A 25,933-nucleotide genomic window follows, 5' to 3' on the forward strand; every position below is an offset into this window, starting at 1 on the left:
AAACAGATCGTCCATCAAAGCCTCCAAAAAGGACTTTGAATCATAATCAAGCGCAGATTAATAGGTCCTGAGCCTAGGCGTCGACGAGCCCGACTATGGAGCACTGTTCTGCGACATGGAGATCGAAAACGACGGAGCAGTCGATCTTGATTCCATGATTGATCCGAAAGTCGAAGCCGAAATCGCGCTTGTTCTCGATCGAGATATTGACGAGGAAAATCTGTCGATTGAACAAATTCGGGAGCATGTGGCGTATGCGACGTCATCGCTCGAAATCGTGGATAGCCGACTGAAGAACTGGCGCATAGGAATTGTCGACACAATCGCCGACAATGGCGCGTCGTCGAAATTTGTCTTGGGCAAAAAACGCGTTCCCATCAGCGAGGTCGATTTGGCTGCCTGCAACATGCAACTCGCTAGGAACGGTTCTGTCGTTTCGACCGGAACAGGGGCGGCAACGCTCGGACATCCGCTTAGAGCACTGCGCTGGCTCGCAAACATTTTGGTTCGACACGGTTATCCGCTTCGCCGAGGCGATCTTGTCTTGACGGGAGCTTTGGGGCCAGTTGCGCCGCTTGCACATGGCGACATCTTCGAAGCATGCTTCGACGGGATGTCAGCCGTCCGGCTGAATGTCAGGTGAGTCCGCCCTATTCAGACACGAGTAAAAACATGCCGATGAGGATCACCGTCCCACAACAGATCAAACTGCCGGAGCCAGCCTGTTTTTGATGCAATCAATCACCACAAGACATCACACATTCAGCAGCAGATATTCCCGCTCCCACGGGCTGATGACCTCCATGAAGGTCTCGAACTCGCCGCGTTTGACACCGCCATAGATGCCGACGAATTCCGCGCCCAGCACCTCGGCAAAAGCAGCCTCGCCCTCGAGCAGCGAGACGGCCTCCAGCAGGCCGCGCGGCAGATCCACCGTGGTCCCCTCATTCGCGGTGGTCTTTGTCGGGCTGTCCGGAACGATGCCCCGCACCATGCCGAGCCAGCCGCAGGCAAGCGAGGCGGCAAGCGCCAGATAGGGATTGGCGTCGGATGAGGGCAGCCGGTTTTCCACGCGCCGGGCGCTCGGATCGGAGTTCGGCACCCGGAAGGCGGCCGTGCGGTTGTCGTAGCCCCAGGCATTGTTGACCGGGCAGGCCATCTGCGGCGTCAGCCGCCGGTAGGAATTGACGTAAGGCGCCATCATCACCAGCGCCTTGGGCACGAAGTGCTGCATGCCGCCGATGAAGGAGAAGAACTGCATCGACGGCGTGCCGTCGGCGTTGCAGAAGATGTTGCGCCCGGTCTTGATGTCGGTGACCGACTGGTGGATATGCATGGCCGAACCGGCCTGCGCCTGCATCGGTTTTGCCATGAAGGTCGCGTAGATGCCGTGTTTGAGGGCCGCTTCGCGGATGGTGCGCTTGAACATGAACACCTGGTCGGCCAGCAGCAGCGGGTCGCCATGGCGAAGGTTGATCTCGAGCTGCGCCGGTCCTTCCTCGTGGATCAGCGTGTCGATCTCCAGGCCCTGCTCCTCCGAGAAGTGGTAGATATCGTCGATCAGCTCGTCGAACTCGTTGACGCCGGCGATGGAATAGGACTGGCCGCGCGCCATGGGGCGTCCCGACCGTCCCAGCGGCGGCTGCAACGGGTAATCCGGATCGTCATTGACCGCGACGAGATAGAATTCGATCTCGGGCGCGACCGCCGCGCGCCATCCCTTCTGCTCATAGGCGGACAGCACCCGCTTGAGCACGTTGCGCGGCGCATAGGCAACGTCCTTTCCCCCCGGATCGACGATGTCGCAGATGACCTGCGCCGTCGGATCGCTCTCCCAGGGTACGGCGGCGAGCGTCGAAAGGTCCGGCATCAGCTTCAGATCGCCGTCCTGCGGGTCGTAGCGGAAATTGCCGGTTTCTTCCGGGTATTCGCCGGAGATCGTCTGCCGGTAGAGCGCCGAGGGCAGGGACAGCGACGTATTGGACGTGAATTTCGAAGTCGGCATCATCTTGCCGCGCGGAACGCCGGCAAGGTCCGGCGTGATGCACTCGATATCCTCGATGCCGCGCCAGCGCAGCCACTCGCCCACCTGCTTCCAGTTTTCAACGCCGCGCTTATTGTCTACATAGGCGGCTCTTCGCGGCGTCTTTCCGCCGTCAGCGGACTTTTCGGAAGACGTTTTCTTGGATTTCTGGGCCATGAACAACTCATCGGCGGTCTCATCTAGCGGTTCTCATAGAGCAAGCCGGGGCGATTTGGAACTGCGGCCGGATTTGCCGCGTCGCCGCAGTGGGGAAAACCATCATGCGGCGGCTTGATGTTCTGGTCCTCGGCGCCGGCGCGGCAGGCATGATGTGCGCCATCGAGGCGGGCCGGCGCGGCCGCAAGGTGCTGATCGCCGATCATGCCAGGGCGCCGGGCGAGAAGATCCGGATTTCCGGCGGCGGCCGCTGCAACTTCACGAATCTGCACACCGCGCCGGACAATTTCATTTCGGGCAATCCGCATTTCTGCAAATCGGCGCTCGGCCGTTTCACGCAACATGATTTCATCGCCCTGATCGAAAGTCACGGCATCGCCTATCACGAAAAAACACTCGGCCAGCTTTTTTGCGATGGCGCCTCGCGCCAAGTCATCGACATGCTGACCGGCGAGATGCGGGCGGCCGGCGTCGACCTTGCGCTCGCAACGGAATTTGAAAGCGTCGAACCGGCACGGGACGGCTTTACGATCCGCCTGTCCAGCGGGACCTATACCGCTTCATCGCTGGTCGTCGCGACCGGCGGAAAATCGATCCCCAAGATGGGTGCGACCGGCCTCGGCTATCGGATAGCGGACCAGTTCGGTGTGCCTGTCTCCGACACACGCCCGGCGCTCGTGCCGCTGACTTTCGATGAGGCCCTGCGTACCCGGCTGAAACCCCTGGCCGGTGTTTCCGCCGATGCGGTGGTCGGCTGCAACGGCATATCCTTTGCGGAGGCGCTGCTCTTTACGCATCGCGGCATCAGCGGCCCGTCTATCCTGCAGGTCTCGTCCTACTGGCGCGAGGGCGACGAAATCACGCTCTCATTGCTGCCCCGCACGGACCTCTTTGAGCAGTTGCGGCAAGCGCGCACGGCAAACGGACGCCAGTCCGTGCACAACGCGCTTTCGGCGCATCTGCCGAAGCGGCTGGCGCATATATTGTGCGACAATGCCGGCGTTGAAGGAAAAATCGCCGACCGGACGGATCGCGATCTCAAGCGGTTGGCACAGGCTGTCCAGGACTGGCGTATCAAGCCGACAGGGTCCGAGGGCTATCGCACCGCGGAAGTGACGCTCGGCGGCGTCGATACCACGGCGCTTCATTCGCGCACCATGGAGGCGAAGGCCGTGCCGGGACTCTATTTCATCGGCGAGGTCGTGGACGTGACCGGTTGGCTTGGCGGCTATAATTTCCAGTGGGCCTGGTCTTCCGGATGGGCTGCCGGGCAGGCCGTGTAAGGCGGCTCAGGCGACATCTGCCTGTACAACGCAGCCCGTCTCGCCCTGATCGCCGCAATAGGCTTCGATGACCGGGCCGAGATTTTGCCGCGGGATCGGCGGGCTGAAAAGATAGCCCTGCAACTCGCCGCAGTTCTCGTCACGCAGCACATCCAGCTGTTCGGATGTCTCAACACCCTCGGCGGTGATATCCATGCCGAGGCTTGAGCCCAATCCGATAATGGCACGCACGATAGCGCGTGAGCCGACATTCTCTCGGATGTTGCGCACGAAACTGCGGTCGATCTTGATTCGGCTGAACGGGAATTTCGTAAGGTAGCCCATACTTGAATAGCCCGTGCCGAAATCATCCAGCGCGATGCGCACGCCCAGGCCACGCAGTTGCCGCAGGATTTCGATATTGTCATCCGTCTCGTTGAGCAGCACGCTCTCCGTGATCTCGATCTCAAGACGATTTGCGTGCAGGCCGCTTTCGGCAAGTGCGCGTTCAACGCCGCTGACCAGCTTGCCGCCGCCGAATTGCTGTGCCGAAACGTTGACCGCGACGATCAGGGAGTGCGGCCATCCGGCAGCCTCCCGGCATGCTTCGTCCATCACCCATGCGCCAAGCTGTTCGATCAGACCGATTTCTTCGGCGACCGGCACGAATTCAGCGGGCGAGACCATGCCCCGCGTCGGATGGGACCAGCGGATCAATGCTTCAAACCCGCGCAACTGTCCGGTCTTGACCGACATGATGGGCTGGAAGTGCAGCTCGAACTCGTTTTCGATGACGGCCCGCCGCAACTCGATGGCCATTTGCCGCCGTTCGCTCTCGATGCGGTCCATCTCGGGTTCGAAGAACCGGTAGGCGCTCCCCGAGTCCTTCTTGGCGCGATAAAGTGCGAGGTCGGCGAATTTGAGCACTTGCTCTGGAACAAGCGAATCGTCCGGCACCATGGATATGCCGAGGCTGGCGGCGATCTTGACCTCGCGTCCGTCGATCCGGTGAGGCCGGTTGAGTGCGGAGATAATCGCCTGCGCGCGGTTGGCGAGACCGCCCCGCGATACGGCCTCGGGCAGGATAAGCGCAAATTCATCGCCGCCGAGGCGCGCCACGGTTTCCGTTTCGCCGGTCAGGTCCCGGAGCCTTTCCGCGACACCGATCAGAACGTCGTCACCGGCGTCATGGCCGAGTGTATCGTTGATCAGTTTGAAGCCGTCCAGATCGACAGTGACGACCGCGAAGCCCGCGTCGCCGTTCCGCGCGGCCTGCGTCGCTTCTTCCAGGGAGCGTGTGAACACGGTGCGGTTGGAAAGGCCCGTCAATGGATCATGATGCGCCATGAATGAAATCTGTGCGTCAGCACGCACCCGTTCGGTCATGTCGACGATGGTGGCCAGAATCGCCGGCACGCCCTCGTCGGTTATTTCGCGCTCATATTCGACGACATTCAGCGAGGTTCCGCAGGCGGCCTGGTGCCGCCAGCAGCGGCCGCCGGCATAGGTCGCGCCAATTTGATCGGCCTTTTGCGGCTCGGTTTCGCAGATTCGCAGATCGCACAGTTTGAGTTTGAGGAACTCTTCGCGCTGGTATCCGTAAAGGCGCAGCGCCGCGTCGTTGACCCGCAATACCCGCTGGTCCTCGCAGGACCGCACCACCATGGGAACGGGGTTGTCGTCGAACAGGGAGCGAAACAGCGTCTCGCGCGCCTTCAACTCGCCGACATCGGTCAAGGTCACGGTCAGCAGGTCCCCGGCCTTCGAGATTCCGGCCTTCAGCGAGGCAAGATGGCCGTCGATTTCATACTCGAACGTGAAGCTGCAATGATCGCCCTTTCTCAGCGCCGCCCGCAGCGCCTTCATGCCCTTTTGGAAGCCGGCACGCGTCAGCGTTTCGGACAGACGCGCCGATCGCAGCTTTTCGGCGGTAGAGCCGAGCAAATGCGCGGCGCCGTCATTGATGCTCAGGATGACAAAATCGAGCGGCTCGCCATTGCGTTGCTCCAGCACCGAAAGTGCCATGATGCCGTCCCGCGTCGAGTTGATGAGCAGGCTCGCCAACTCGATCTGGCGTGCACGTGGCCGCGCGAAAAGCAGGAAGAATTCGCCCTGCCAACGCGAGGCGAGCGGCAGCGCGATGAGCTCCACCGTTGAGATCATGCCGTCAACGGTTGAAAGGCAAAGCCTCAGGCACGGCTGTTGCGCTTGCCGGGCACATTTAAGGACGACATCGACCGAAAGGCGGTAATCGACCGGCAGCTTTGCCAGCGGCGTCGATTCGCATTTTGTCTGCACGATGTTTTCCAGGGCGTCTCCGGCGCGAACCAGAACGGGGTCTTGCCCATCGATACAGCGGACAATGGCCGATTCGTCGGCCAGCTTTCCAAGGCCGCCCAGGACAAGGTCCTCATAAAGAGGCAGCTGCGCGTCGGGGCTTTTCGCCGCGCGCCATTTGCGCAGCAGGCTCTGCACATCGCCGAATTCCGTCAGGATATCCGGACCAGGCTCAAATTGTTCGATGGGCGGCTTGTCGAAAGGCTCCCTATCCGTTGCCCGTGCGACCATCGGATGCTCTTCGCTCGCAGTCAGTGTCATCGGAGCGCTTGAATGGGGCGTACGCATAACAATTTCCTGAGCGCAAAGAGATTTTAAACAAGGTGGTTTCAGCCGGAAGCCGGCCCGGTTCGGACAAATGCTTATTGGCCGCGACCATAGTCGGCGCACGTTATTTCTACCTTAATGAAACACTCGAAAAATGCGGAAAATTGCGTGATGAAACATATGTTTAACGGACGGTTATCAATCAATGCCGGACATTTCTGACCGCAAAGGCTGCGGATTGGAAAACCGCTCTTGACCTCAAGCAGACTTGAGCCCGTATAAACGCCTTATCGGAACATCACCCAGGGAACCGGAGGTCGAATGGACGAAGAATTCTGGCAGATACGCTGGCGCGAAAACAGGATCGGTTTTCACGAAGGCAGGCCGCACGAGCAGCTTGTCGACCATGTTGAAAGCCTCGGGCTATCCGAGGGCGACACGGTCTTCGTGCCGCTATGCGGCAAGTCCCTGGATCTCGATTGGCTGTTGAGCAGGAATCTCCGCGTGGTCGGCGCGGAATTCAACCGGCAGGCCGTGGAGGAGGTTTTCGCACGGCAATCGCTGGTCCCCGAGATTCGCGACGCGGGCAGCCTGATCCGGTTCAGTGCCGATGCGCTCGATATATTTGTCGGCGACGTCTTCGCGCTGACTGCAGCCATGCTTGGGGCCGTCGATGCGGTCTATGACCGGGCGGCGCTGGTGGCGCTTCCTCCCGAGACACGGCCCGGATATGCATCGCACCTTTCCGGGATAACGGGACAGGCAAAACAGCTGCTGATCGGTCTCGACTATGATCAGGCTCAGATGAACGGCCCGCCATTCTCGGTGCCGGAGGAGGAGATACGCCGTTTGTATGAAAGCGGATATGGTGCTGAGCTAATTTCCCGACGGCCTATTTCAGGTCCCCTTGCACGGCGCTGCAGCGGAACCGAGGAGGCATGGCTGCTTATTCCGAAGCCGGCAAGCTGAGCAACGGCGCCGTCAGTGTGCTGATGTGAAGGACGTCAAATGCAATCCGCCGCATTCGGCTTTGCATGAGAATGCAGAGCGACTTTGCGGCGGATGCGGACGGGACCGGCTAGGAGGCTCAAAATAACCGGTCCGGCCGATTTTCGGTAATCCGGGATCAGGATCCCTGGGTGACGATGACGGGGATCAGGAGATCGCCCCAGTTCCCGTCGCCGCCATGATGGCGCGCGGAGCGCACGAGTTCGACCGACACGCCCGCGTCAACGGCTTTCATCACGGACTGGTTGAGCCTGTGCAGGTCGTTGGCAACCATGCGGATCGCAGCCTGCTGGTCTGCGGTCATGGAGGAGGACTGTTCCTCAGCCCGTTCTTTGACGCGTGTCTGCGGTGCCATTTTGAACTCTCCTTTACTGGCGTTTGCAGATTTGGGAGGGACGGGCGGTCACAGGTCCACCCGTCCCCGGCCGCTGATTATTCGGCGGCCGGCTTGAATTGTGCGGTTTCGGTCGATTCGCCCATCGCCGTGGTCGAGGACTGACCGCCGGTGATGGCCATGGAGACCGCGTCGAAATAGCCGGTGCCGACCTCACGCTGGTGCTTGGTCGCGGTGTAGCCATTGGCTTCGCCGGCAAATTCCGCTTCCTGCAGTTCCGAATAGGCGGCCATCTGACGGTCCTTGTAGCCGCGCGCCAGTTCGAACATGCCGTAATTGAGCTGGTGGAAACCGGCAAGCGTGATGAACTGGAACTTGTAGCCCATGGCACCCAGCTCGCGCTGGAACTTGGCGATGGTTGCATCGTCCAGGTTCTGCTTCCAGTTGAACGACGGGGAGCAGTTATATGCGAGCAGCTTGTCCGGATGCACGCGGCGCACGCCCTCGGCGAAGCGCTTGGCCTGCTCCAGATCCGGCTTGGAAGTCTCGCACCAGATCAGATCCGCATGCGGCGCATAGGCGATGGCGCGGGCAATGCAGGATTCGAGACCGTTGCGGACCCGGTAGAAGCCCTCGGCCGTGCGGCCGGCATCGTAGTCGACAAAGGGCTGATCGCGCTCGTCGATGTCGGATGTCAGCAACTTGGCGGCCTCGGCGTCGGTGCGGGCGATAACCAGCGTCGGCGTGCCCATGACATCGGCGGCAAGGCGCGCGGCGTCGAGGTTGCGGATATGCGCGGCAGTCGGTATCAGAACCTTGCCGCCGAGATGGCCGCATTTCTTTTCCGACGCAAGTTGGTCTTCATAGTGGACGCCTGCTGCGCCCGCCTCGATATAGGCCTTCATCAGCTCGAAGGAATTCAGCGGTCCGCCGAAACCGGCCTCGGCGTCGGCAACGATCGGAGCGAACCAGGTGTCGACCGAAAGGCCGTTGCCCTCCGCTGTCTCGATCTGGTCGGCGCGCTGCAGTGTCTTGTTGATGCGCTTGGCAAGCTCCGGACCGGCATTGGCCGGATAGAGCGACTGATCGGGATACATGGCCGAGGCGGTGTTGGCGTCCGCCGCGACCTGCCAGCCCGAAAGATAGATGGCCTGGAGGCCGGCACGGACCATCTGCATGGCCTGGTTGCCCGACAGTGCGCCGAGCGCGTTGACGAAATCCTCGCTGTGGATCAACTGCCAAAGGCGATTGGCGCCGTTTTCGGCGAGCGAGTACTTGATCTGCACCGATCCCCGCAGCTTCTGGACGTCCTCTGCCGAATAGGGGCGGTCGATGCCGTCGAAGCGGCCCTCGGGTGCGCTGGGAACCAGGTTGTAAAAATCAGTCATGCCGATCTCCGATCACTTGAATTCTTGAGCTTCTTGGATGATGAAGCTGCGTGTATTTTGATTTCGATGTGACTGTTTTTACACTGCACCGCACAAATGGCACAGAAAAATCCTCAAAATCAGGGCGATAAAAGGGTCACGCTGTGTAAATTGTGACAAGGCGTCGTTGTAAATTTGTAAATTCTGTAATAGTCTGATCGCATGAAATTTTGTCAAATTCTGTAAAAAATGGCCGAACAAAAGATATTTGCAGGTCCGCGCTTGCGCCGCATCCGCAACCAGCTTGAGCTGACGCAAACGGCAATGGCCGAGGAACTGGGTATTTCCCCCTCCTATTTGAACCTGATCGAGCGCAACCAGCGGCCCTTGACCGTGCAGCTCCTGCTGAAGCTCTCCTCCGTCTACAAGATCGACCTGGAGGAGCTTCAAGGCGAGACGACCGGAACGACCAGCGCGCTCAAGGAAGTGTTTTCCGATCCCTTGCTGGCCGATGCGCTGCCTGGCGATCAGGAACTGATCGAGGTGGCCGATGCCGCTCCCAATGCCGCTGCCGGCGTTGTGAAGTTGTACCGGGCCTACAAGGAGGCACAGTCGCGCCTCTCGGGCCTGTCGGAGCTGTTGGCGCGGGAAGGACACACCACTTCGGTCGCCGGCGCGCGGCTGCCGGTGGATGAGGTGCGCGAGGTCTTCGAGCGCCGCCACAACTATATCGCCGCCATCGAGGAGGCGGCAGAGACGTTCCACGAGAAGCTCAAGCCGGGCGAGGATCTGGCCGGCGCGCTGCGCTCCTGGCTGGCGCGCGAGCACGGGATCGTCGTGCGGCTCCTGCCGGTCCACACCATGCCCAACTGGCGCCGCCGCTTCGATCGCCACTCCATGCGCCTGTTCCTGTCCGAAAGGCTGTCGCCGTTCGATCAGTTGCGCGAGATCGCCGTGGAGGTCACACAGCTTGCCTTGGGCGAGCAGATTGTTGCGGAACTCAAGGCGCTCGATTTTTCATCCGACGAGGCAAGGCGTCTCGGCCGGTTCGAGTTGGCCCGTTATGCCGCCCATGCGCTGATGATGCCCTATGGCGCATTCCAGGCTGCGGCGATGCGCGCGAAATACGATCTCGACGTGTTGCGTTCGCGTTTCCACGTTTCCTTCGAGCAGGTCGCCAACCGCGTTACCATGCTGCAGCGGCCGGGCGCTTCCGGCGTGCCGTTCTTCATGCTGGAGATCGACAATGCCGGAAACCGCTTCCGGCGCGCCGGCGCGCGCGGCTTTCCGCAGTCGCGTTTCGGCGGCGCCTGCCCGAAGCTCAACATCCACGCCGCCTTCACGCAGCCGGGGCAGATCTTCGTCGATGCGGTGGAAATGCCCGATGGCGCCGAGTTTCTCGTTGTTTCCAGGACGCTGGAGGGCCCGCAGGGCGCCTTCAACGAGCGGGTGCGCCGCACTGCGATCCTTGTCGGCTGTGACATCGGCTTTCGCGATGAGATGGTCTATGGCGATGCCGTGATCGGCACGGCAATGAAGCCGACTCCGGTCGGACCCTCCTGCCGCCTGTGCGAACGCCAGGGATGCCTGTCGCGCGCCGAACCGCCGCTGGCGCGGCCTTCCGGCCTAGACGAGATGGTGACCGGTCTCAGCGCTTTCGATTTTCAGTAGTCGGCCGGCTGCTTGGCCATCATCGGATCAGGCGATCCCGTTCGTGATGAGAAACCGGGCGCTTTCGACGGCGCTTTCCCGGGCTTCGATAAAATCGAGACCCAGCAGTTTCTTTGCGCGTCTGTTCGAGGCCATGCGCCTGACACCCAGGACCGGCGCGATCGGCCTTATCTCGGCGTCAAACAGCGCCAGAATTCTTATCAGCCAGTTTGGCGCCACGCGTGTCACGATCTTGCGGTCCGGAAAGGCTGCCTTGATGGCGGTCGCCATGTCGACGAACCACATGAAATCCTCTGCTACGATGATCCGTTTGCCGATGGTCTCCGGCGTGTCGAGCGCCCGCAAATGGGCCTCCGCGACATCGCGGACATCGACGACCGGGAACCCGAAATGCGGCAGGGCCGGATCGCGGCCGTCCAGCAGTCGCTTGATGACCTTGATCGACGTGCTCAGCTCCTTGTCGAGCGGTGGACCGAGCACCAGGCCGGGATTGATCACGGTAAGGTCGATCGCCGGCGCCGTCTCCGCCACGTAATCCCATGCCGCCTTCTCGGCGAGCGTCTTGGAGCGTGAATAGGGTGTCGATACGGGATTGTTCGGGTCGGACCAGTCATCCTCGTCATATTCCGTCTTGCCCGGTTCGAGATCCTTTTCGATCATCGCATAACCGGAGGAGGTCAGAACAACGCGCCTGACACCGCCGGCTTTCGCGGCGCGCAAGGCGCGCAACGCGCCCTCGACCGCGGGACCGATCACCTCATTCGGATCTTTCGGCTGGACGAAGGGAAACGGTGACGCAGGATGGATCAACGCGTCCACACCATTCATCGCCTCATCCCATCCATTGTCATTGGACAGGTCCAGCTCAACGAAATCCAGCCGTTCCAGCGCAGACTTCGGATCGGAAAGATGCGTTGAAAGCGCATTCCGCACGGTCTCGATTTTCTTCCGGTCGCGCACCGACCCGCGCACGTAATGGCCCGCCTCGAGAGCCTTGAGGATGATGTGCTCGGCTATGAAGCCTGATGCGCCTGTAACGAATATCGTCTTTTCAGCGGTCATGCCGTCAATCCCTCCCGTTATGTGCGAAACAAATACACAATACTGCGACGACCATTCCAAATACAGGAGTCGCTTCACTTGCCACGCCAAAGGCCGGCAGACGGATCACCGCCGCGATGCAACCGAGCGGCACTGCATAGCTCCAGCCGGACACCGCTACTGTGACCTTCAAAATGGTATGCATACCAACGAGCAGCCAAATACCGGTTAGCAAACTTGACGTCGCGGTACCGCCGCTGCGTGTTTTCCAAAGGCCGATTGCAACGGCCGTCAGGCCGCCCGCGAAAAACGAAACAGAAGGACATAACGGGTCGGCCTGAACGGAACATATCACTACAGCACATGCGATGAGGTATGCGCCGGTTGGCAGCGCGTACCGCGCGAGGTCCGCGGGCCTCGGCGAGCGTTCACCGTCGCCTTCTGGAATATGTGACCGGCTTATGGCTCCAATGCCGGCATTGCCCATTTGTGGCCGTCCTCAATTTGCCGAACAGGCACCCGTACGGAGACGGGATCGCGCTCTGAGCGAAGACCCGGCGTGAACTTCACCGCCGCGCAGCGGGCGCCACGATCATTGAAACCGCCAGTCCAGCGATTTCATGGTCCAATTGGAGCATGTTGAAGAATTGTCGCTCTAAACGGCCTGCAGAATGCGCTCGAAGCGATCGAGATAGAACAGTTGGCCCGCATTCTCGACCAGGTCGAGGCGGGCTTGGGGCAGACGCCGCACAAGGTGTTCGATCGCCGCAACCGGGCTCATCAGGTCTTCATCGCCATGAACGAACACCATTTCAGCATCGACGCTCGCCAGGGCGGAGGTCCAGTCCAGGGCGTTTGCCCGCAACTCATTCGCCACCCCCGATCCGGAATAGGTCAGGACTTCACGGACACATCGCTGTATCCATCCCTCCGGCAGGAGGCGCCCGAGCGTTGCCGTGTCTGCGGTGCTGGACCGGTATGTTCTGAGAAAACCGAGTTCAGCCAGGCGTGAAGAGGTCAGGATCCGGGCATGCAGCCGCACGAATGCCTCGGCGATCAGCGGGCTCTCCCGGACGATTGGCAACATGGCGTGGACAAAGCTGCGTGTTGCGGTGTTTTCGTCATGAGGCGTCGGCGCCGAAGCAAATATCAGTCGCGACACCATCTCCGGTGTGCGTTGGGCCAATGCGCTGGCCCAGATGGCGCCAAACACCGTGGATATGACCGGAACGGGCCCGAGGCCGAACAGCTGCAGCATGGTTGCCGTGTCATCGGCCATCTGCGCGACGAGCTGCGCGGCGGGTGGCACTTGCGAGCCCTTGCGTTCCGACCCGCAATACCATGGGCGAACCGGAATCAGCAGCCTGACACCATGGGTGTCGAGTGCCTGAAGCTGGCCCTTCAGCGGCAAGACAGGAAACAGCATCGGATGATACAGCAGGCACGGCCGTCCATCCGGTGGGCCCAGTTCGAAGACACGCAGCCTGTCCTGCGATCCAACCGTCACATCGTGTACGCGCAGCGCCGCCCCATAGCTGTCCTTGAAAAAGGTGACGTCGCTTTTTTCCGGAGCCGGCATTGCCAGACGGTCGAGCAGGTAGTCCGTCAGCGCGAACCCGGCAATACGGGTAATGTCCGTCTGCCCCGAAAGACCGGCCTTCGAGGTGATCGACAAGAGCTGCTTGCGCTTTGTGTTGTAGGACAATCCGTCGGATTCGGCGGTTTCGCGGAGCGAGCGGCCGGCCAGCAGCGATGCGACGAGGCGGAATTCCGCGGCCGTCAGGGAAAGGCTTGGCCATACCCGCGCGACAAGGCGCTCGAAGGTAGGCTTGTCGATGCACAAGGCAACATACCGGGCAGCCGGATGCCCGGGTCCGCCCGGCCGCATCCTGTCTCCAAGATCGTGGATCATCAACGCGGTCGCACCCGAGGCGGTGGTGTGGAAACCGGCCGGTTGATCGCGCTCAAGCCGCGCGGGGAGTTCTTCCGACGCATCCGGATCGACATAGATCAAGCTGCCCGCCCGATCGTAGACGCCGCCCGGAAGATCCACCCGTTCGAGAATCTGCCGGTATTCCCGGGCATTGAGGTTGGCTTCCACCAGATGGGGGGAGTCGGGGCCCGTCCGGTCGCCGAAGCCGGCGGCCAGCGACGTTGCCATCTGCCACTTCAGCCCTTTGCCGCTATTTTTCCCGTTTGATTGCATTTTACCCATGTTCGCGGTGGATTTCGGTCCGCGGCCCTCAATGCCGCGGTTCAGACCACGCGGCCGTTTCGGTGCCACGATATGGCGTCTTCAACCCGGTCGTCGCCCCAGAACAGCTCATCATTGGCGATAAAGGCCGGAACGCCGAAAACGCCCAGTGAACGTGCCCGGTCGGTCAGTTCAAGATAGTCGGCTTCCACGTCCGCGGAATTGGCTGCCTCGATAACCTTTTGGGAGTTCTGGCCGATTTCCTTCAGTGTTTCGGAAAGATTGGGCTCGCTGCCAGCGGGCATGCCGTCCTGAAACCATTTGCGGTAGGTAACGGTCACGTAGTCCTTCATCCAGCCCTGGCTCTTCGCGTAGACGGCAACGCGATTGGCGAGGTCGAATTGTTCCAGCGGATAGGGCGCGGGAACGCGTGCCTTGAACCCGTATTTCTGCGCCCGCCGTTCTATATCGCGCCACATATGGGCGGTCTTCACCGGCTTGTCGCGAAACGGGATATTGTTCTGCTCCATCATGATCGCGCGGATGCTGAACGGGTTCCATTCGAATTCGATGCCGGTCGCCTGCTCGATTGCCGGCAACCGCGTCACGGTCAGATAGGTGTAGGTGCTGCCAATGGAAAACCAGAACTGAATGCCCATTTGCTCCTCCCGGCGCTGTCCGGCCATATGAGCCTGACACGTCCCGGGATTTGATCAATTTGCAGCCGATCCCGCAAGCCCCGGCCGGAACGGATCGCGACTTCACCGGTGCGGCAATGGCTGTTTCAGTTGCCGATGATCGGAGAGATGACGGGCGTCGGCCAGGAGCCGCCGACAAAGAACTGGACGCTGCTGTCGACAACCGGGGCCTGTTCTGTCTCATCGCCGGCTTCCGCTTCGCTTGCCTCGTCCAGTACGCCGATCAGCGCCAGGCCGCCGCGCTGATAGGGAATGATTCCGGTAAGGCTCAAATGCTCATCGTCCGCGTTAATCTCGCCCCTGACGATTTCCGCGATGCCATTGGCGAAGCGCGCCTCGAATTCGGCCGACGAGAACTGGAAAGAGCCGGCGGATATGCCGCCGAGACCGAAAAACCGCTCCGTCGCGGCAAGTTCCCGGAAGAGGGTGACGTCGAAAGACGGAACGAAGCCATCGATGATGGACAATTCGAATTTTCCGGAAAGATCGCTGAGGCCCGTCGCCCAGGTCGGGAACGGTGTCGAAAGGGCAACATTGATGGTCGCCGTGCCCTGTGGGAACGGACCGCTGATTTCCAGGTCGTTGAGTGCCTGTTCGAGATTGATGTTCCTGGCCGAGAAGCGGATTTCGCCACCGCCTTCGACACCGCTTTCGGCCAGTGTTATCCGGCCGAGCACGGACCCGCCATAGGCCGTTGCGTCACCGATATCGAATGTGGCGCGCCCCTCGTCGATCTTTGCCGTGGCGGCGACATTGGTCATGCTGACGGGGCCGAAACTGGCCGATTGCGAGGATAGCCGCATGTCCAGCATCAGTTGGCTGAGGAATGATGTGTCGATGGTCTGGGCGATGTCCTCTCCCGTCGTTGGAAGCGGCGTGAAAGCGCGCAGGAACGAGGCGATATCGAGCGAGTTGAACGCCAGCGTGCCGGAAATGCCGGGCTTGTCTTCATGTTGTTTGAAATCGAGCACGCCAATGCCGCGGTTGCCCTCGAGTTCGACGATCAGCTTGTCGAGCATCGCCCGGCCGTGCTGCAGTTGCAGTTCCGCGTCGAGCGACAGCGCGCCGATCGCCTCGCCCGGCTTGATCTGCGTTCCGATCCATTCCAGCGCCTGGCGCATGGACGGGATCTGCATGGCGATGGTGCCGTTGGCCAGCGGTGGATCGGACAGGCCCGCCGTGCCTTCGAAACGCACGCTCATCGGTGTCGCCTGCAAATCGACCGTGACTTCCGCGGACCGTTGCGAAAGCAGAAGCAGCGGCTGGCTGGACGTCAGGTCCAGCGTGGCGGCCTCGCCACGGTAGATACCGCTTATGTCGGCCCGCACGCCGCCATCGAGCCTTGGCCAGCTGATGGTCCCGTTGATGGCGGTGACTTTCTCCAAATCGCCGCTGTTGTGATCGATCCAGGTAAATGTGCCGTTTTCGACCGTTACGGCGCCCAGCCGGTATGCGGGTATCGGCTGCAGGTCTTCATCATCCGAGCCGCCCGTCTCCGCATTCCGGATCGAAATGTCCATGCCTTCGGCGATGCGGCCCGACCGGCTGTTCCAGCTGGTTATGCCTTCGGGAAATCCCTCGACGGTGAAAATGGGCCGGACAAGGATAAAATTCGAGAAGCTCGGCTTGCCGCGCAGCGCCGAAAGGATGCTGAAATCGGCCTTCATCTCGTCGGCAAACATGATTGGCTGGGCATCGGGAAATGTCCGCGACGAGACGCTGATGCGGTTCAGCTCGATCCGCGGAACCGGCCAGAAGCCGACGTCCGGATTGTCCAGGAGTTCCACCTCATGGCCGGTCCATTCCGATATATCCCGCTCGAGCCGGTCACGGACGAGATCCGTTGAGATCGCAAAGGGCAGGGCGATGCCGGTGACAACGATAACGACAACCAGGACGATCGTCGTCGCCAGGATCCAGCGAAACCAGCGCCTTTGGTGTAGCTTTTTGCGTTCCAAGTCCCGTCTGACCTTCCAATCGGATATGCACGTGCATCCGCCACCGGCCATAGGGGTAATTGGTTGCGTCATTGATTGCAATTGAAGGTTCCAAATTGGCTTAACGCGGACATTCGGGCTGCCGGCGCTTTATTTGTTGCGATGCAGCATGCTAAAGAGGCCGCCGATCGCAACAAAGCGCGCTGGGAGGGCAGGATGATCGACGAAAAGCCATTGTGGACGCCATCTGACGAAATGGTGGAGGCGGCCAATATGACGTCTTTTGCCCGGTTCTGTTCCGAGCGGTCCGGAAGCGATCTTTCCGGCTACGAAGCGCTTCACCGCTGGTCAGTCGAAAACCGCGCCGACTTCTGGTCCGCCCTATGGGACTTTTGCGGCGTCAAGGGGCGCAAGGGCGATGTGTTGCTGGAAAACGGCGACGCGATGCCGGGCGCGCGTTTCTTCCCGGAAGCGACATTGAATTTTGCCGAAAACCTCCTGAGCCGCACGGGCGATGACGCCGCCATGTTGTTTCGCGGCGAGGACAAGGTTCGCTCCAGTATGAGCTGGAATGAACTCCATGCGCTCGTCTCGCGCCTGCAACAGGCCATGCGCGCGCTCGGCGTCGGAAAGGGCGACCGGGTCGCGGCGATGATGCCCAATTTGCCGGAAACCGTCGCGGCGATGCTGGCCACCGCTTCGATCGGCGCCATATGGTCGTCCTGTTCGCCCGATTTCGGCGACAAAGGCGTTCTCGACCGCTTCGGCCAGATCGAGCCGAAGCTGTTTATTGCCTGCGACGGTTATTGGTACAACGGCAAACGGCAGGACGTTTCGGAGAAGCTGCGCACGGTCGAGGCGGAACTGAAACCGTTGCGGACGGTGGTCGTTCCCTATGCCGGCGACGCCGAAACGCTTGCGGCATCGCTTGAGAACGGCGTAACGCTTTCCGGTTTCATCAAAGGTTTCGAAGCGCGCGCGGTTGCCTTCGAGCAGCTTCCTTTCGAACACCCGCTCTATATTCTGTTTTCTTCCGGCACGACCGGAATTCCGAAATGCATCGTTCATTCCGCTGGCGGAACCCTGCTTCAGCACCTGAAGGAACAGCAACTCCATTCCAACCTCTCATCGGGAGACCGCCTGTTCTATTTCACCACCTGCGGCTGGATGATGTGGAACTGGCTGGCATCAGGCCTCGCCACCGGCGCAACGCTCTGCCTTTTTGATGGTTCGCCATTCTACCCGGACGGAAATGTGCTTTTCGACTATGCTGCCGAAGAAAAATTTGCCGTCTTCGGCACCTCCGCGAAATTCATTGACGCGCTGCGCAAGTCCGGACTGACGCCGATATCGTCCCATGATCTGTCATCGCTGCGCCTGATCGCCTCGACCGGCTCGCCACTGTCCCCGGAGGGGTTCTCCTTCGTTTACGAGGGCATCAAGTCGGATGTGCACCTCGCCTCAATTTCGGGCGGAACGGACATTGTCTCCTGCTTCGTCCTCGGCATTCCGCTGAAGCCCGTCTGGCGCGGCGAAATCCAGGGCGCCGGTCTCGGCATGGCGGTCGATGTCTGGGACGAAGAGGGCAGGTCCGTCACGGGCGAGAAGGGCGAGCTCGTATGCACAAGAGCCTTCCCGTGCATGCCGATCATGTTCTGGAACGATCCTGACGGCGCCAAGTACCGTTCCGCATATTTCGAGCGGTTCGACAATATCTGGTGCCACGGCGACTTCGCCGAGTGGACGCGGCACGGCGGCATGATCATTCACGGGCGATCCGACGCGACGCTCAATCCCGGCGGCGTGCGCATCGGCACGGCCGAGATCTACAACCAGGTCGAACAGATGGACGAGGTCCTGGAGGCCATCTGCATCGGCCAGGACTGGCAGGACGACGTGCGCGTGGTGCTGTTCGTACGGCTGGCCGAAGGTGTCGTCCTTGACGACGATCTGGTCGCCCGCATCAAGACCCGCATCCGCGGCGGTGCATCGCCCCGCCACGTGCCGGCAAAGGTTGTCGCCGTTTCGGACATTCCGCGCACCAAGTCGGGCAAGATCACGGAACTGGCCGTGCGCGATGTCGTTCACGGGCGTGCGGTGAAGAACAAGGAGGCGCTGGCCAATCCGGAAGCGTTGGACCTTTATGCCGGTCTTGAAGAACTGAAATAGCCGGGGATCAACCTGCGGTAAGCCGCGGGCAGGCCATTCATGGTTAACGGACGGTAACCGCAAAATTTACCGTCTTTGCCGCAACAGGCCTTTGGTTACAATTCGTGAAGCTTTGTTAAGGATGCGTTAGCAATCAGCGCTTTACGATACCAACGATTAACGTATTCACCGACGTGCCGGCGACTTTGTCCGGACAATGAATACCGTGCCCCGCAGACAGCATACGGATTTTAAAGGTGCGCCAAGCGCACCTTTTTTTTATCCGTTGAAAACAAAAGAAAAAACCGGTCAACGCCGAATGAATGGCCGGAAACGGTTGCCATTGTCGATCATGCTGCGCGATACGAATATCACCGGAACGATTCCGGCAATGATGATAATCAGGGCGGCGACCGACGCCTCCTCGACCCTGGCCCGCGAGGCGTCTTCATAGACGAGGGTGGCCAGGGTGTTGAAATTGAACGGACGCAGCAGCAACGTCGCTGACAGCTCCTTGAGCGTATCGACAAAAACAAGAAGGGCAGCAGCTACAACTGCAGGTTTCATCATCGGCAGCAGGACGGTCGTTAAAGTCTGACCGGCGCTGCGGCCGAGCGTTCGCGAGGCCATGTCCAGATGCGGCGAGAGTTTGTGGAAGCCCGATTCGATCGATCCTTCCGCCATTGTCAGGAAGCGGATGCTGCAGGCATAGACGATGGCAAGGCCCGAGCCGGTCAGCAAAAGGCCGACGCTGAAACCGAAATAGCCGCGTGTGAAATCGTTGATCGCGCCGTCGAGCGCCGATAGCGGTATCAGGACGCCAAGGGCGAGGACCGTTCCCGGAATCGCGTAGCCGAAGGACGCGATCTTGCCGGTCATGGACACAAAACGCTGCCGCGATACGCGCGCCGCATAGGCAAGAACAAAGGCCAGGAGCACGGTGCAAACAGCGGTCGCGCTGGAGACCAGCAGGCTGTCGATCAGCGCATAGTAGATTCTGCCGTCCAGAAGCTGGTCCAGCCTTTTGATGGCGTAGCTGCCCAGCACATATCCGGGAATGCCGAAGCCGAGCGCGATGGGCGTGGCGCAAAGGCCGGTGGCCAGCCATTTTCGGATACCCGTCAGGGGCACCGGTGCCACATCATGCACGGCGGCGGTGGTCCGGTTGACATTGTAGCGCTGCCTGCGGCGGCCCCAGCGTTCGACGAAGACGGCGGCAAGCGCAAGGAAGAGCATGGCGCAGGCGATCTGAACGGCGCCGGCAAGATCGCCGCGATTGAGCCAGGTGTCATAGATGGCGAAAGTCAGCGTGTTGACGCCGAGATATTCCACGGCGCCGATATCGTTGATGGTCTCCATGAGCGCCAGGGTGACGCCGATCGCAAGCGCCGGCCGCGCCATCGGCAACTGGATGCGCCAGAACACCGACATGCGGCCTGCGCCAAGCGTTCGGGCCACGTCGCTTGCCGCGCGGCCCTGCATCAGAAACAGCGCACGCGTCGTCAGATAGACATAAGGATAAAGCACGCAGGAAAGCACCAGAACCGCACCTGGAAGAGACCGGATTTCCGGGAACCAGTAGTCGGCGCGGGAGGCGAACCCGGACACCGAGCGGATGAAGGTCTGGACCGGGCCGGTGAAATCGAGGAATTCGCCATAGGCATAGGCTGCCAGATAGGTCGGCACGGCAAAGGGAAGCACCAATGCCCAGACAAGGATGCGGCGCCCCGGAAAATCGAAGGAAACCACCAGCCACGCGCTCAAGATTCCCATCGAACCGGCCAGGACGGCGACGCCTGCAAGGAGCGCGGCGGTAACCCATATCGAGCGCGGTATCACGTAGCGGATCAGGTGAGGCCACTCGCCGCTCTGCCCGGTCACGGCGAGATAAACCAGCGCGGCGACCGGCACCAGCACGAAGACCGCGATAAAACCGGCCAGCGCCAGAAGCACCGGATTTTCGCTGCGGATCGAGCGCGCGCTGATTTGCAGGAGCGGCATGGACAATTTCGACAGATCCCGATCGGGTGACTTCCCGTCGCGCTACGCTCGGATTTTCTCCGGTGTGCGCAATCCCTGCAACTTCGAAAGCAGAAATGGGCATCAACGTCAAGAAAATCTATAAAATCAATAGTTTAGAACAATTCTAAACTGATCTTTGACGGCCGTTCATTCAGCCAGAACGCGCTGTGACGGAAAGATGATTTCGACCAATGTGCCCTGTCCGGGCTGCGAATTCATGGCGAATTGCGCCCGGTTGGCCTCGGCCATGGCCTTGGCAAGTGGCAGGCCGAGACCGGTGCCTTCGCCGCGTTGCCGGTTGAAGCCCGCGACCTGCTTGAACGGCTTCATCGCCTGCTCAAGCTGGAAGCGCGTCATGCCGACACCGGTGTCGCGGATGCGCAGGCTCACATTGCCGCTCGGCTCGTAGGTGGTCGAAACGACGATCTGGCCGCCGGCCGGCGTGAAGCGGATCGCATTGGACAGGATATTGATGGCGATCTGCTTGATGGAGCGCCTGTCGGCGACAACTTCCGGCACGCTCGAAGAGAGGCTTGTGCGAACAATCACGCGCTGGCCGTTGGCCTGCGGCTGCAGGATTGAAATGGTCTCCAGTAGCGCATCGTTCAGCGAAACGGCGCCGAAATCCAGTTCCTGCTCTCCGGCCTCGATCTTGGAGATGTCGAGCAGATCGTTGACGATGTCGAGCACATGCTTGCCCGAGCGGCGGATGTCGTTGGCATATTCGACATAGCGCGGGCTGCCGATCGGGCCGAAGCGCTCCTCCGCCATCAGGTCGGCAAAGCCGATGATCGCATTGAGCGGTGTGCGGATCTCGTGACTGACCCGGGCGAGGAATTCGCTCTTGTGCGAACTTGCGGTCTCGGCCTCCCGTTTGGCCGAACGCAATTCTTCCTCGGCCCGCTTCCACTGGGTGATATCGCGCATCACGGCGCAGTATCCGTTGGAGCCGGAAAGATGGCCGATGGTCATGAACAGCGGCAGGAATCCGCCGGACGCCTCGCGTCCGATCACCTCGCGTCCGTCATTGAGCACGCTGGCGACACCGTTGCCGGTAAGGCCGGAAAGATAGTCCTGAACGGCCCGCTGGCTCTCGTGGGCAAACAGCATTGCGAAGGGGCGGCCGCTGCTTTCCGTCTCGTCATAGTCGAACAGGGCACAGGCGGATTTGTTCATCGACCGGATGATGCCGTCCTCGCCGATCAGCACGACACCGTCCGTGGCCGTCTCGAGGATGGAGCGCAGCTCATCCACTTCCACCTGAAGCGCCGATAGCTGATCGTCCGCCTGTTCGAAATCGGCCGCATCCGCTTCATCCGCCGCGTCGGCAGCATCAGCGGTGGGGTGCATCCCGGACATCGGCTGCAATGCCAGCATCAGTGCGCGGCCGTCGTCCCAGCCGATCGACCGCAGCTTGGCCCGAACGCTGATGCGTTCGCCGTCATAGGTGCGCAGAACAAGATTGCCGCCCGTCGAGACGGTTTCGTCTCCGGCCCCGCCGCTCCCGTCGTCGAACAACGCGGTCATGCCGCCGGCTTCGTTCAGCTCGGTCTTCGTCAGGTATCCGGTCAACTGCCGGAACTCTTCATTGATATAGAAGATCCGTGTTCCGTCATGAACGATAACCGGCACGGGAAGCTGTTCCAGGACCACCGGGGAAACCGTTTTGTCGCGCTGGTCCGACGCAGGCGTCTCGGCCGGCTGTTGCCGTGCCTCCGGCTCGAAGACATCCGGCAATTGCTCTTCGGTGTCCGCCTCTTGCGCGCCGGTCAGATCATTGTCGTTGGATTGCGGCTCGTCGGGGCGTGTCTGGCGCTTGCCGAAGGGCTGCGCCGGTTGCGCCTCGTCGTCCGCACCTTCGCCGCCGAGCTGTTCGGCAATTTCGCGCAAGGCCTGTTTTTCGGTGTTGCTCAGGCCGTCGCGGGAACGCTGCCGGCGCTCTTCCAGCCGGATAATCTTGTCGGTGTGACGCCGGCCGGGCGTATCGCTGATTTCCAGGGCCGGTGTTTCGGTTGAAGCGTCTTCCTCATCCGGTGCGGCCCCGGTTTCGGCGTCGTCCGGATCGGACAGGGGCGGGTCGGCCCGTGCCTCGTCCTCGCCGGGACCGGCGAGAATGTCGGTCGCGATTGTGTCTTCGGTATCGTCCTGATTTTCAGGCGCGTCCAGCTTCAGCCGGCTTTCACCTGCGAGCGCCATGCCGATACGTTCGGGATCGCTGACCGAATCGGCCGGGCGCACAATGCCAAAGCCGCGGAAACCGTCGAACTCCCGTTCGCGGGAATAAGTCGGAAGGGCCGCCAGATCGACCGGCACGCGCAGATCCGTACCCTGCACCGGCCACATGACCGTTTTCCCGGACCATGTATCGCGTTTGCGCAACAGATCGGCGATCGTGTGGTCCGGATCGATGTTGAACACCTGGGCCACGTCGGCAAATTTGCGGCCTTCCACGTCAGCGGCATTGGGGCCGACCGTATCGGCAAATTCTCTCGAAATCTCGTTGAAGCACCCCTGCGCATCGATTTTCCACACGAAGCGCGTTGGGCGTTTGTCGGGATCGAACACAAACGCCACATGGTCCTCAAGTCCGGGTTCGGCCGGCTTGTCGGAAGCGCTTTCCCTAACTTTCGGTTTCGCCGGCTTGTCCTCGCCGCTGCCTGTGGTGCCTTCCACGGGGGCCGGCGCATTCCGATCGGCATCCTGCTGCTGTTTTTCGGCTGTCCTTTCCGGCGCCAGGTTGAGCACGGATGGCACAGCGTCCGGTTTCGGTGCCGGTCTGGCGCGGCGCGCATCGCCGCCCGTCTGCCGATCTTCGGCCGATGGCGTTGCAGCGGCAGGCATGGTCTCGCCCGCCGGCAGTTCGACGGCGAACAGAAGAAACAGCGCCGGATCGTCGCAGATGCGGGCAACCGCGGCCGGAAGCTGTCCCAGCGCCGTTGGGATCGGGTGTTTCACGAGGCGCTCGTTGTCCCTGGTCACGTCGGAAACGATTTCGCGGCGGACCTCGCTGCCCAGTTGCAGCCGCCCGAACGAATGCGTCGCCTCAAGAACCGCGCCCGAGTCGTCAAGAACGGCGGCATGGGTATCCATTTCCTCGAAACCGTCGAGAATGTTCGCGGCCATTTCGCCCGGCACCGTCGCCGTTTCCCCTTCGGCCACCGTCAGCAGCAGCGCCGCCTGGCCGTCGGGCAGGGCAATCTGCTCCATGCTGGCCGAAAGCAGAGGCCGGCGAAAGCCCGCGCCCGCTCGCATGACAAAGGCGTGGGGCGCATCTGAAGGCCGGCTGCGAACGGCCCGTGCAGCCGCCTCGATCTGGCGGAAGGCGACTGTCGTCGGCTTCAGCCCCTCATCCATGCATTCGTAGAGGGAATCGTGTCCGAACAGGCGTGCTCCGGCGCCGTTGACCCAGAAAATCGCGTCGAGCGTGTTCGACAGAACCGCCACCGCCTCACCGGATGCGAACCGGGCGCGAACCTTGTCATGCACCGCGATGTCGATGAAAGGGTAACGCCCCGTCGGCATGGTTGCTCCTGCTTCGCTCTTTCAGGCTGGCGCCGGTTCCCGTGGTTCGACGGCCTGATGTCCCCGGATTTTCTGCCTTGGCCGAGATCGGAGAATGCCGATTTTCAGCCGCTTCGTGCGCAATTAGTTAAGGTTTAGTTAATAAGTCGCAATAGTGGCGGGGTCCAGAACGACCAGGCCACACGGGCCCCTTTCCTGCCAACAGGGTTAACGGAAAATTGTGCAATGCAAAATTTATGTTGCAATGCACAATAGTCGTTGCTATATACGCTACGACCAAGATTATTGTGGCGGGTGCCTTATGAAAGGGCCCGCATGAAAAGGAGCGCAGATCATGGCTACCAAAAAGACAGCAACCGAAGACGCATTCGCATTCGCAGCAATGGATCCGACCAAACTCACGGAAACCTACCGTGAATTCGCCGAAAAGGGCCTTGTCCAGTCCAAGGACGCCTACGACAAGCTGAAGACCGCCGCCGAGGATGCCACGAAGACCGTTGAGCAGACCCTCGAGAGCGCCCAGGCCGGCACCGTCGAGCTGAGCATCAAGGCCATCGAGGCCGTTCGCGCCAATGCCGACAATTCGCTGACCCACCTCGAAGCCCTTCTGGGCGTCAAGTCGGTCGCCGAGCTTTTCGAACTGCAGTCGGCCTTCATCCGCAAGCAGGCGGAAGCTGCCGTCGATCAGGCCAAGGATATCCAGGAAGCAGCCCGCAAGGTTGCCGACCAGGTCTCCAAGCCGGGCAAGGACGCCTACGAAAAGGCTGCCAAGAACTTCAAGGTCGGCTGAACAGGCTGACCGGATTGCCAAAGCGCCAATCCTGAACCGGGCCTTCGGGTCCGGTTTTTTGTTGTCCGGCCTTTGCCAACCCCTTGCCAAAATCGCTTGCGGAACGTATGTCACGCCTCTAGCATCGCGAGCGGTGCCGTGCGGTTGTAGCTCAGCTGGTTAGAGCGCTGGATTGTGGATCCAGAGGTCGGTGGTTCGAACCCACCCAACCGTACCAATTCACAGGACGCTTCAGCACCAATTTGCCGTCGATCAATTTCAGTAATTATCGGGTTGGCGGCTATGCGATCTTCCGTCGACGAAACATCGCACGTGTAATCGTGATCGGTAAGGTCAGGGTCCGCACTGCGCCGCTGAGTACCGGATGCGCTTGTCTGATCATCATTCGCGCATATTTGTCAGCCTCCTCTTCCTGATCCGGCACAGATCCGCCTTCGGTGTGGCCGCATACGTGGTGTCCGACTTCATGGTAGAACGTAAATTCAGCGCGTATGCGCCGAAGCCAGAGGCTTAAGCCCCGCAGATTGTCGGTCGGCCAGGTAAGCGTGATGCCGGAATAATAGAGATCGTATAGCCCACGGTAGTCGATCTCCGGGTGATCGGCGATTATGTCGATGCGCACAATCCCATCGAGAACCAGGTGAGGAGTACGGCTCCATTTGTCGATATTGCCCAATAACACTCCCGCTTGGCTCTCTAGATCCGGCGCGATGTATACGGGCAGGTTGTTTCCGATGCTGAAAGCTGGTTTGTCGCCGCGCCTTCGGGCCAACAGATCGACTGTCCGTCGGTGAAGTGGATGGATTTCGCCGGCAAGCAGGCGATTGATTTCTTCTGCAAATGCATCCCGGTCGAGCTCATCAAGCAGTACCAGCAGAACGCCCAAATATTGTGCCGCAGGCCCCTGTGGCTGTTCCTTCCAAAACGAAGATGTCAGTTTACGCTGCACCGCGACCACCGATGCGCTGCCGCCTTTGAGCAGGTCCCTCCAGGCGTCCCGGACCGTCTCGACGTGATGCGATGAAAGTCCGCGAAGCAGATTGTTGATCTGCTGATTTCGATCATTTGCAACCACGTTAAATTCCGTTCGCAGTGACCGTACCCTCACATTGCCGGTCCCTTGAATTGCGGGGTA

The 25,933-nt window shown here is 60.8% G+C and carries 18 protein-coding genes and 1 tRNA gene; 7 read left to right on the forward strand and 12 right to left on the reverse strand.

Annotation, left to right across the window (positions count from 1 at the left end):
• The first annotated feature begins 115 nt into the window (after positions 1 to 115).
• On the forward strand, positions 116 to 643 hold the full coding sequence (locus tag OOZ53_RS19560) for a 2-keto-4-pentenoate hydratase (RefSeq protein ID WP_271091411.1): 528 nt from the start codon (positions 116 to 118) through the stop codon (positions 641 to 643).
• 111 nt (positions 644 to 754) lie between these two features.
• Here the strand turns inward: OOZ53_RS19560 and OOZ53_RS19565 are convergent, their stop codons facing one another.
• Entirely contained in the window at positions 755 to 2,200 is a 1,446-nt protein-coding gene (locus OOZ53_RS19565; protein WP_271091412.1) for a glutamine synthetase family protein, read from the reverse strand.
• 104 nt (positions 2,201 to 2,304) lie between these two features.
• Here OOZ53_RS19565 and OOZ53_RS19570 point away from each other — a divergent pair, with 104 nt between their 5' ends.
• Positions 2,305 to 3,483: a BaiN/RdsA family NAD(P)/FAD-dependent oxidoreductase gene (locus OOZ53_RS19570; RefSeq protein WP_271091413.1), complete on the forward strand. Its 1,179-nt coding sequence runs from the start codon at positions 2,305 to 2,307 to the stop codon at positions 3,481 to 3,483.
• A 6-nt stretch (positions 3,484 to 3,489) separates the two neighbouring features.
• On the opposite strand, the gene OOZ53_RS19575 is transcribed toward OOZ53_RS19570, so the two are convergent.
• Positions 3,490 to 6,087, reverse strand: a complete 2,598-nt coding sequence (locus OOZ53_RS19575; RefSeq protein ID WP_271091414.1) for a putative bifunctional diguanylate cyclase/phosphodiesterase — start codon at positions 6,085 to 6,087, stop codon at positions 3,490 to 3,492.
• A 300-nt stretch (positions 6,088 to 6,387) separates the two neighbouring features.
• Between OOZ53_RS19575 and tmpT the strand changes: the two genes are divergently transcribed.
• On the forward strand, positions 6,388 to 7,035 hold the full coding sequence (tmpT, locus tag OOZ53_RS19580) for a thiopurine S-methyltransferase (protein ID WP_271091415.1): 648 nt from the start codon (positions 6,388 to 6,390) through the stop codon (positions 7,033 to 7,035).
• 157 nt (positions 7,036 to 7,192) lie between these two features.
• Here tmpT and OOZ53_RS19585 read toward each other — a convergent pair whose 3' ends face one another.
• A complete protein-coding gene (locus OOZ53_RS19585) occupies positions 7,193 to 7,429 on the reverse strand; it encodes an SMc00767 family acetate metabolism repressor (protein ID WP_271091416.1) in 237 nt (78 codons plus the stop codon).
• A 77-nt stretch (positions 7,430 to 7,506) separates the two neighbouring features.
• On the reverse strand, positions 7,507 to 8,796 hold the full coding sequence (aceA, locus tag OOZ53_RS19590; RefSeq protein WP_271091417.1) for an isocitrate lyase: 1,290 nt from the start codon (positions 8,794 to 8,796) through the stop codon (positions 7,507 to 7,509).
• A gap of 228 nt (positions 8,797 to 9,024) precedes the next feature.
• On the opposite strand from aceA, the gene OOZ53_RS19595 reads away from it, so the two are divergent.
• Positions 9,025 to 10,446 carry a helix-turn-helix domain-containing protein gene (locus tag OOZ53_RS19595; protein WP_271091418.1) on the forward strand — a complete coding sequence of 474 codons (1,422 nt, stop codon included), beginning with the start codon at positions 9,025 to 9,027 and terminating at the stop codon, positions 10,444 to 10,446.
• A gap of 27 nt (positions 10,447 to 10,473) precedes the next feature.
• Here OOZ53_RS19595 and OOZ53_RS19600 read toward each other — a convergent pair whose 3' ends face one another.
• The 5 genes from OOZ53_RS19600 to OOZ53_RS19620 form a co-directional block, all read right to left on the reverse strand.
• Positions 10,474 to 11,508 (reverse strand): SDR family oxidoreductase, encoded by a 1,035-nt coding sequence (locus OOZ53_RS19600; RefSeq protein ID WP_271091419.1) that lies wholly within the window; start codon positions 11,506 to 11,508, stop codon positions 10,474 to 10,476.
• Between the two features lie 4 nt (positions 11,509 to 11,512).
• A complete protein-coding gene (locus OOZ53_RS19605) occupies positions 11,513 to 11,974 on the reverse strand; it encodes a hypothetical protein (RefSeq protein WP_271091420.1) in 462 nt (153 codons plus the stop codon).
• A 168-nt stretch (positions 11,975 to 12,142) separates the two neighbouring features.
• Positions 12,143 to 13,648, reverse strand: a complete 1,506-nt coding sequence (locus OOZ53_RS19610) for a bifunctional helix-turn-helix transcriptional regulator/alpha/beta hydrolase (RefSeq protein ID WP_271091421.1) — start codon at positions 13,646 to 13,648, stop codon at positions 12,143 to 12,145.
• Between the two features lie 95 nt (positions 13,649 to 13,743).
• On the reverse strand, positions 13,744 to 14,340 hold the full coding sequence (locus OOZ53_RS19615; protein ID WP_271091422.1) for a 2-hydroxychromene-2-carboxylate isomerase: 597 nt from the start codon (positions 14,338 to 14,340) through the stop codon (positions 13,744 to 13,746).
• A 125-nt stretch (positions 14,341 to 14,465) separates the two neighbouring features.
• Positions 14,466 to 16,337 carry an AsmA family protein gene (locus OOZ53_RS19620; RefSeq protein WP_271091423.1) on the reverse strand — a complete coding sequence of 624 codons (1,872 nt, stop codon included), beginning with the start codon at positions 16,335 to 16,337 and terminating at the stop codon, positions 14,466 to 14,468.
• Positions 16,338 to 16,532: 195 nt separating this feature from the next.
• Here OOZ53_RS19620 and OOZ53_RS19625 point away from each other — a divergent pair, with 195 nt between their 5' ends.
• On the forward strand, positions 16,533 to 18,485 hold the full coding sequence (locus OOZ53_RS19625; RefSeq protein ID WP_271091424.1) for an acetoacetate--CoA ligase: 1,953 nt from the start codon (positions 16,533 to 16,535) through the stop codon (positions 18,483 to 18,485).
• Positions 18,486 to 18,773: 288 nt separating this feature from the next.
• On the opposite strand, the gene OOZ53_RS19630 is transcribed toward OOZ53_RS19625, so the two are convergent.
• Both OOZ53_RS19630 and OOZ53_RS19635 read right to left on the reverse strand, forming a co-directional pair.
• The gene (locus OOZ53_RS19630) at positions 18,774 to 20,465 is read right to left on the reverse strand and encodes an ABC transporter permease (protein WP_271091425.1); all 1,692 of its coding nucleotides are present in this window, start codon (positions 20,463 to 20,465) and stop codon (positions 18,774 to 18,776) included.
• A 168-nt stretch (positions 20,466 to 20,633) separates the two neighbouring features.
• Positions 20,634 to 24,008: a PAS domain S-box protein gene (locus tag OOZ53_RS19635; RefSeq protein ID WP_271091426.1), complete on the reverse strand. Its 3,375-nt coding sequence runs from the start codon at positions 24,006 to 24,008 to the stop codon at positions 20,634 to 20,636.
• A gap of 334 nt (positions 24,009 to 24,342) precedes the next feature.
• Between OOZ53_RS19635 and OOZ53_RS19640 the strand changes: the two genes are divergently transcribed.
• Positions 24,343 to 24,798, forward strand: coding sequence for a phasin (locus OOZ53_RS19640; RefSeq protein ID WP_271091427.1), 456 nt, complete (start codon positions 24,343 to 24,345; stop codon positions 24,796 to 24,798).
• Between the two features lie 140 nt (positions 24,799 to 24,938).
• Positions 24,939 to 25,015: transfer RNA gene (locus OOZ53_RS19645), tRNA-His, on the forward strand.
• A gap of 63 nt (positions 25,016 to 25,078) precedes the next feature.
• Here the strand turns inward: OOZ53_RS19645 and OOZ53_RS19650 are convergent.
• Positions 25,079 to 25,873: a hypothetical protein gene (locus tag OOZ53_RS19650; RefSeq protein ID WP_271091428.1), complete on the reverse strand. Its 795-nt coding sequence runs from the start codon at positions 25,871 to 25,873 to the stop codon at positions 25,079 to 25,081.
• Positions 25,874 to 25,933 lie beyond the last annotated feature (60 nt).

Source organism: Allohoeflea poritis, assembly GCF_027889715.1.
Classification (GTDB): domain Bacteria; phylum Pseudomonadota; class Alphaproteobacteria; order Rhizobiales; family Rhizobiaceae; genus Hoeflea_A; species Hoeflea_A poritis.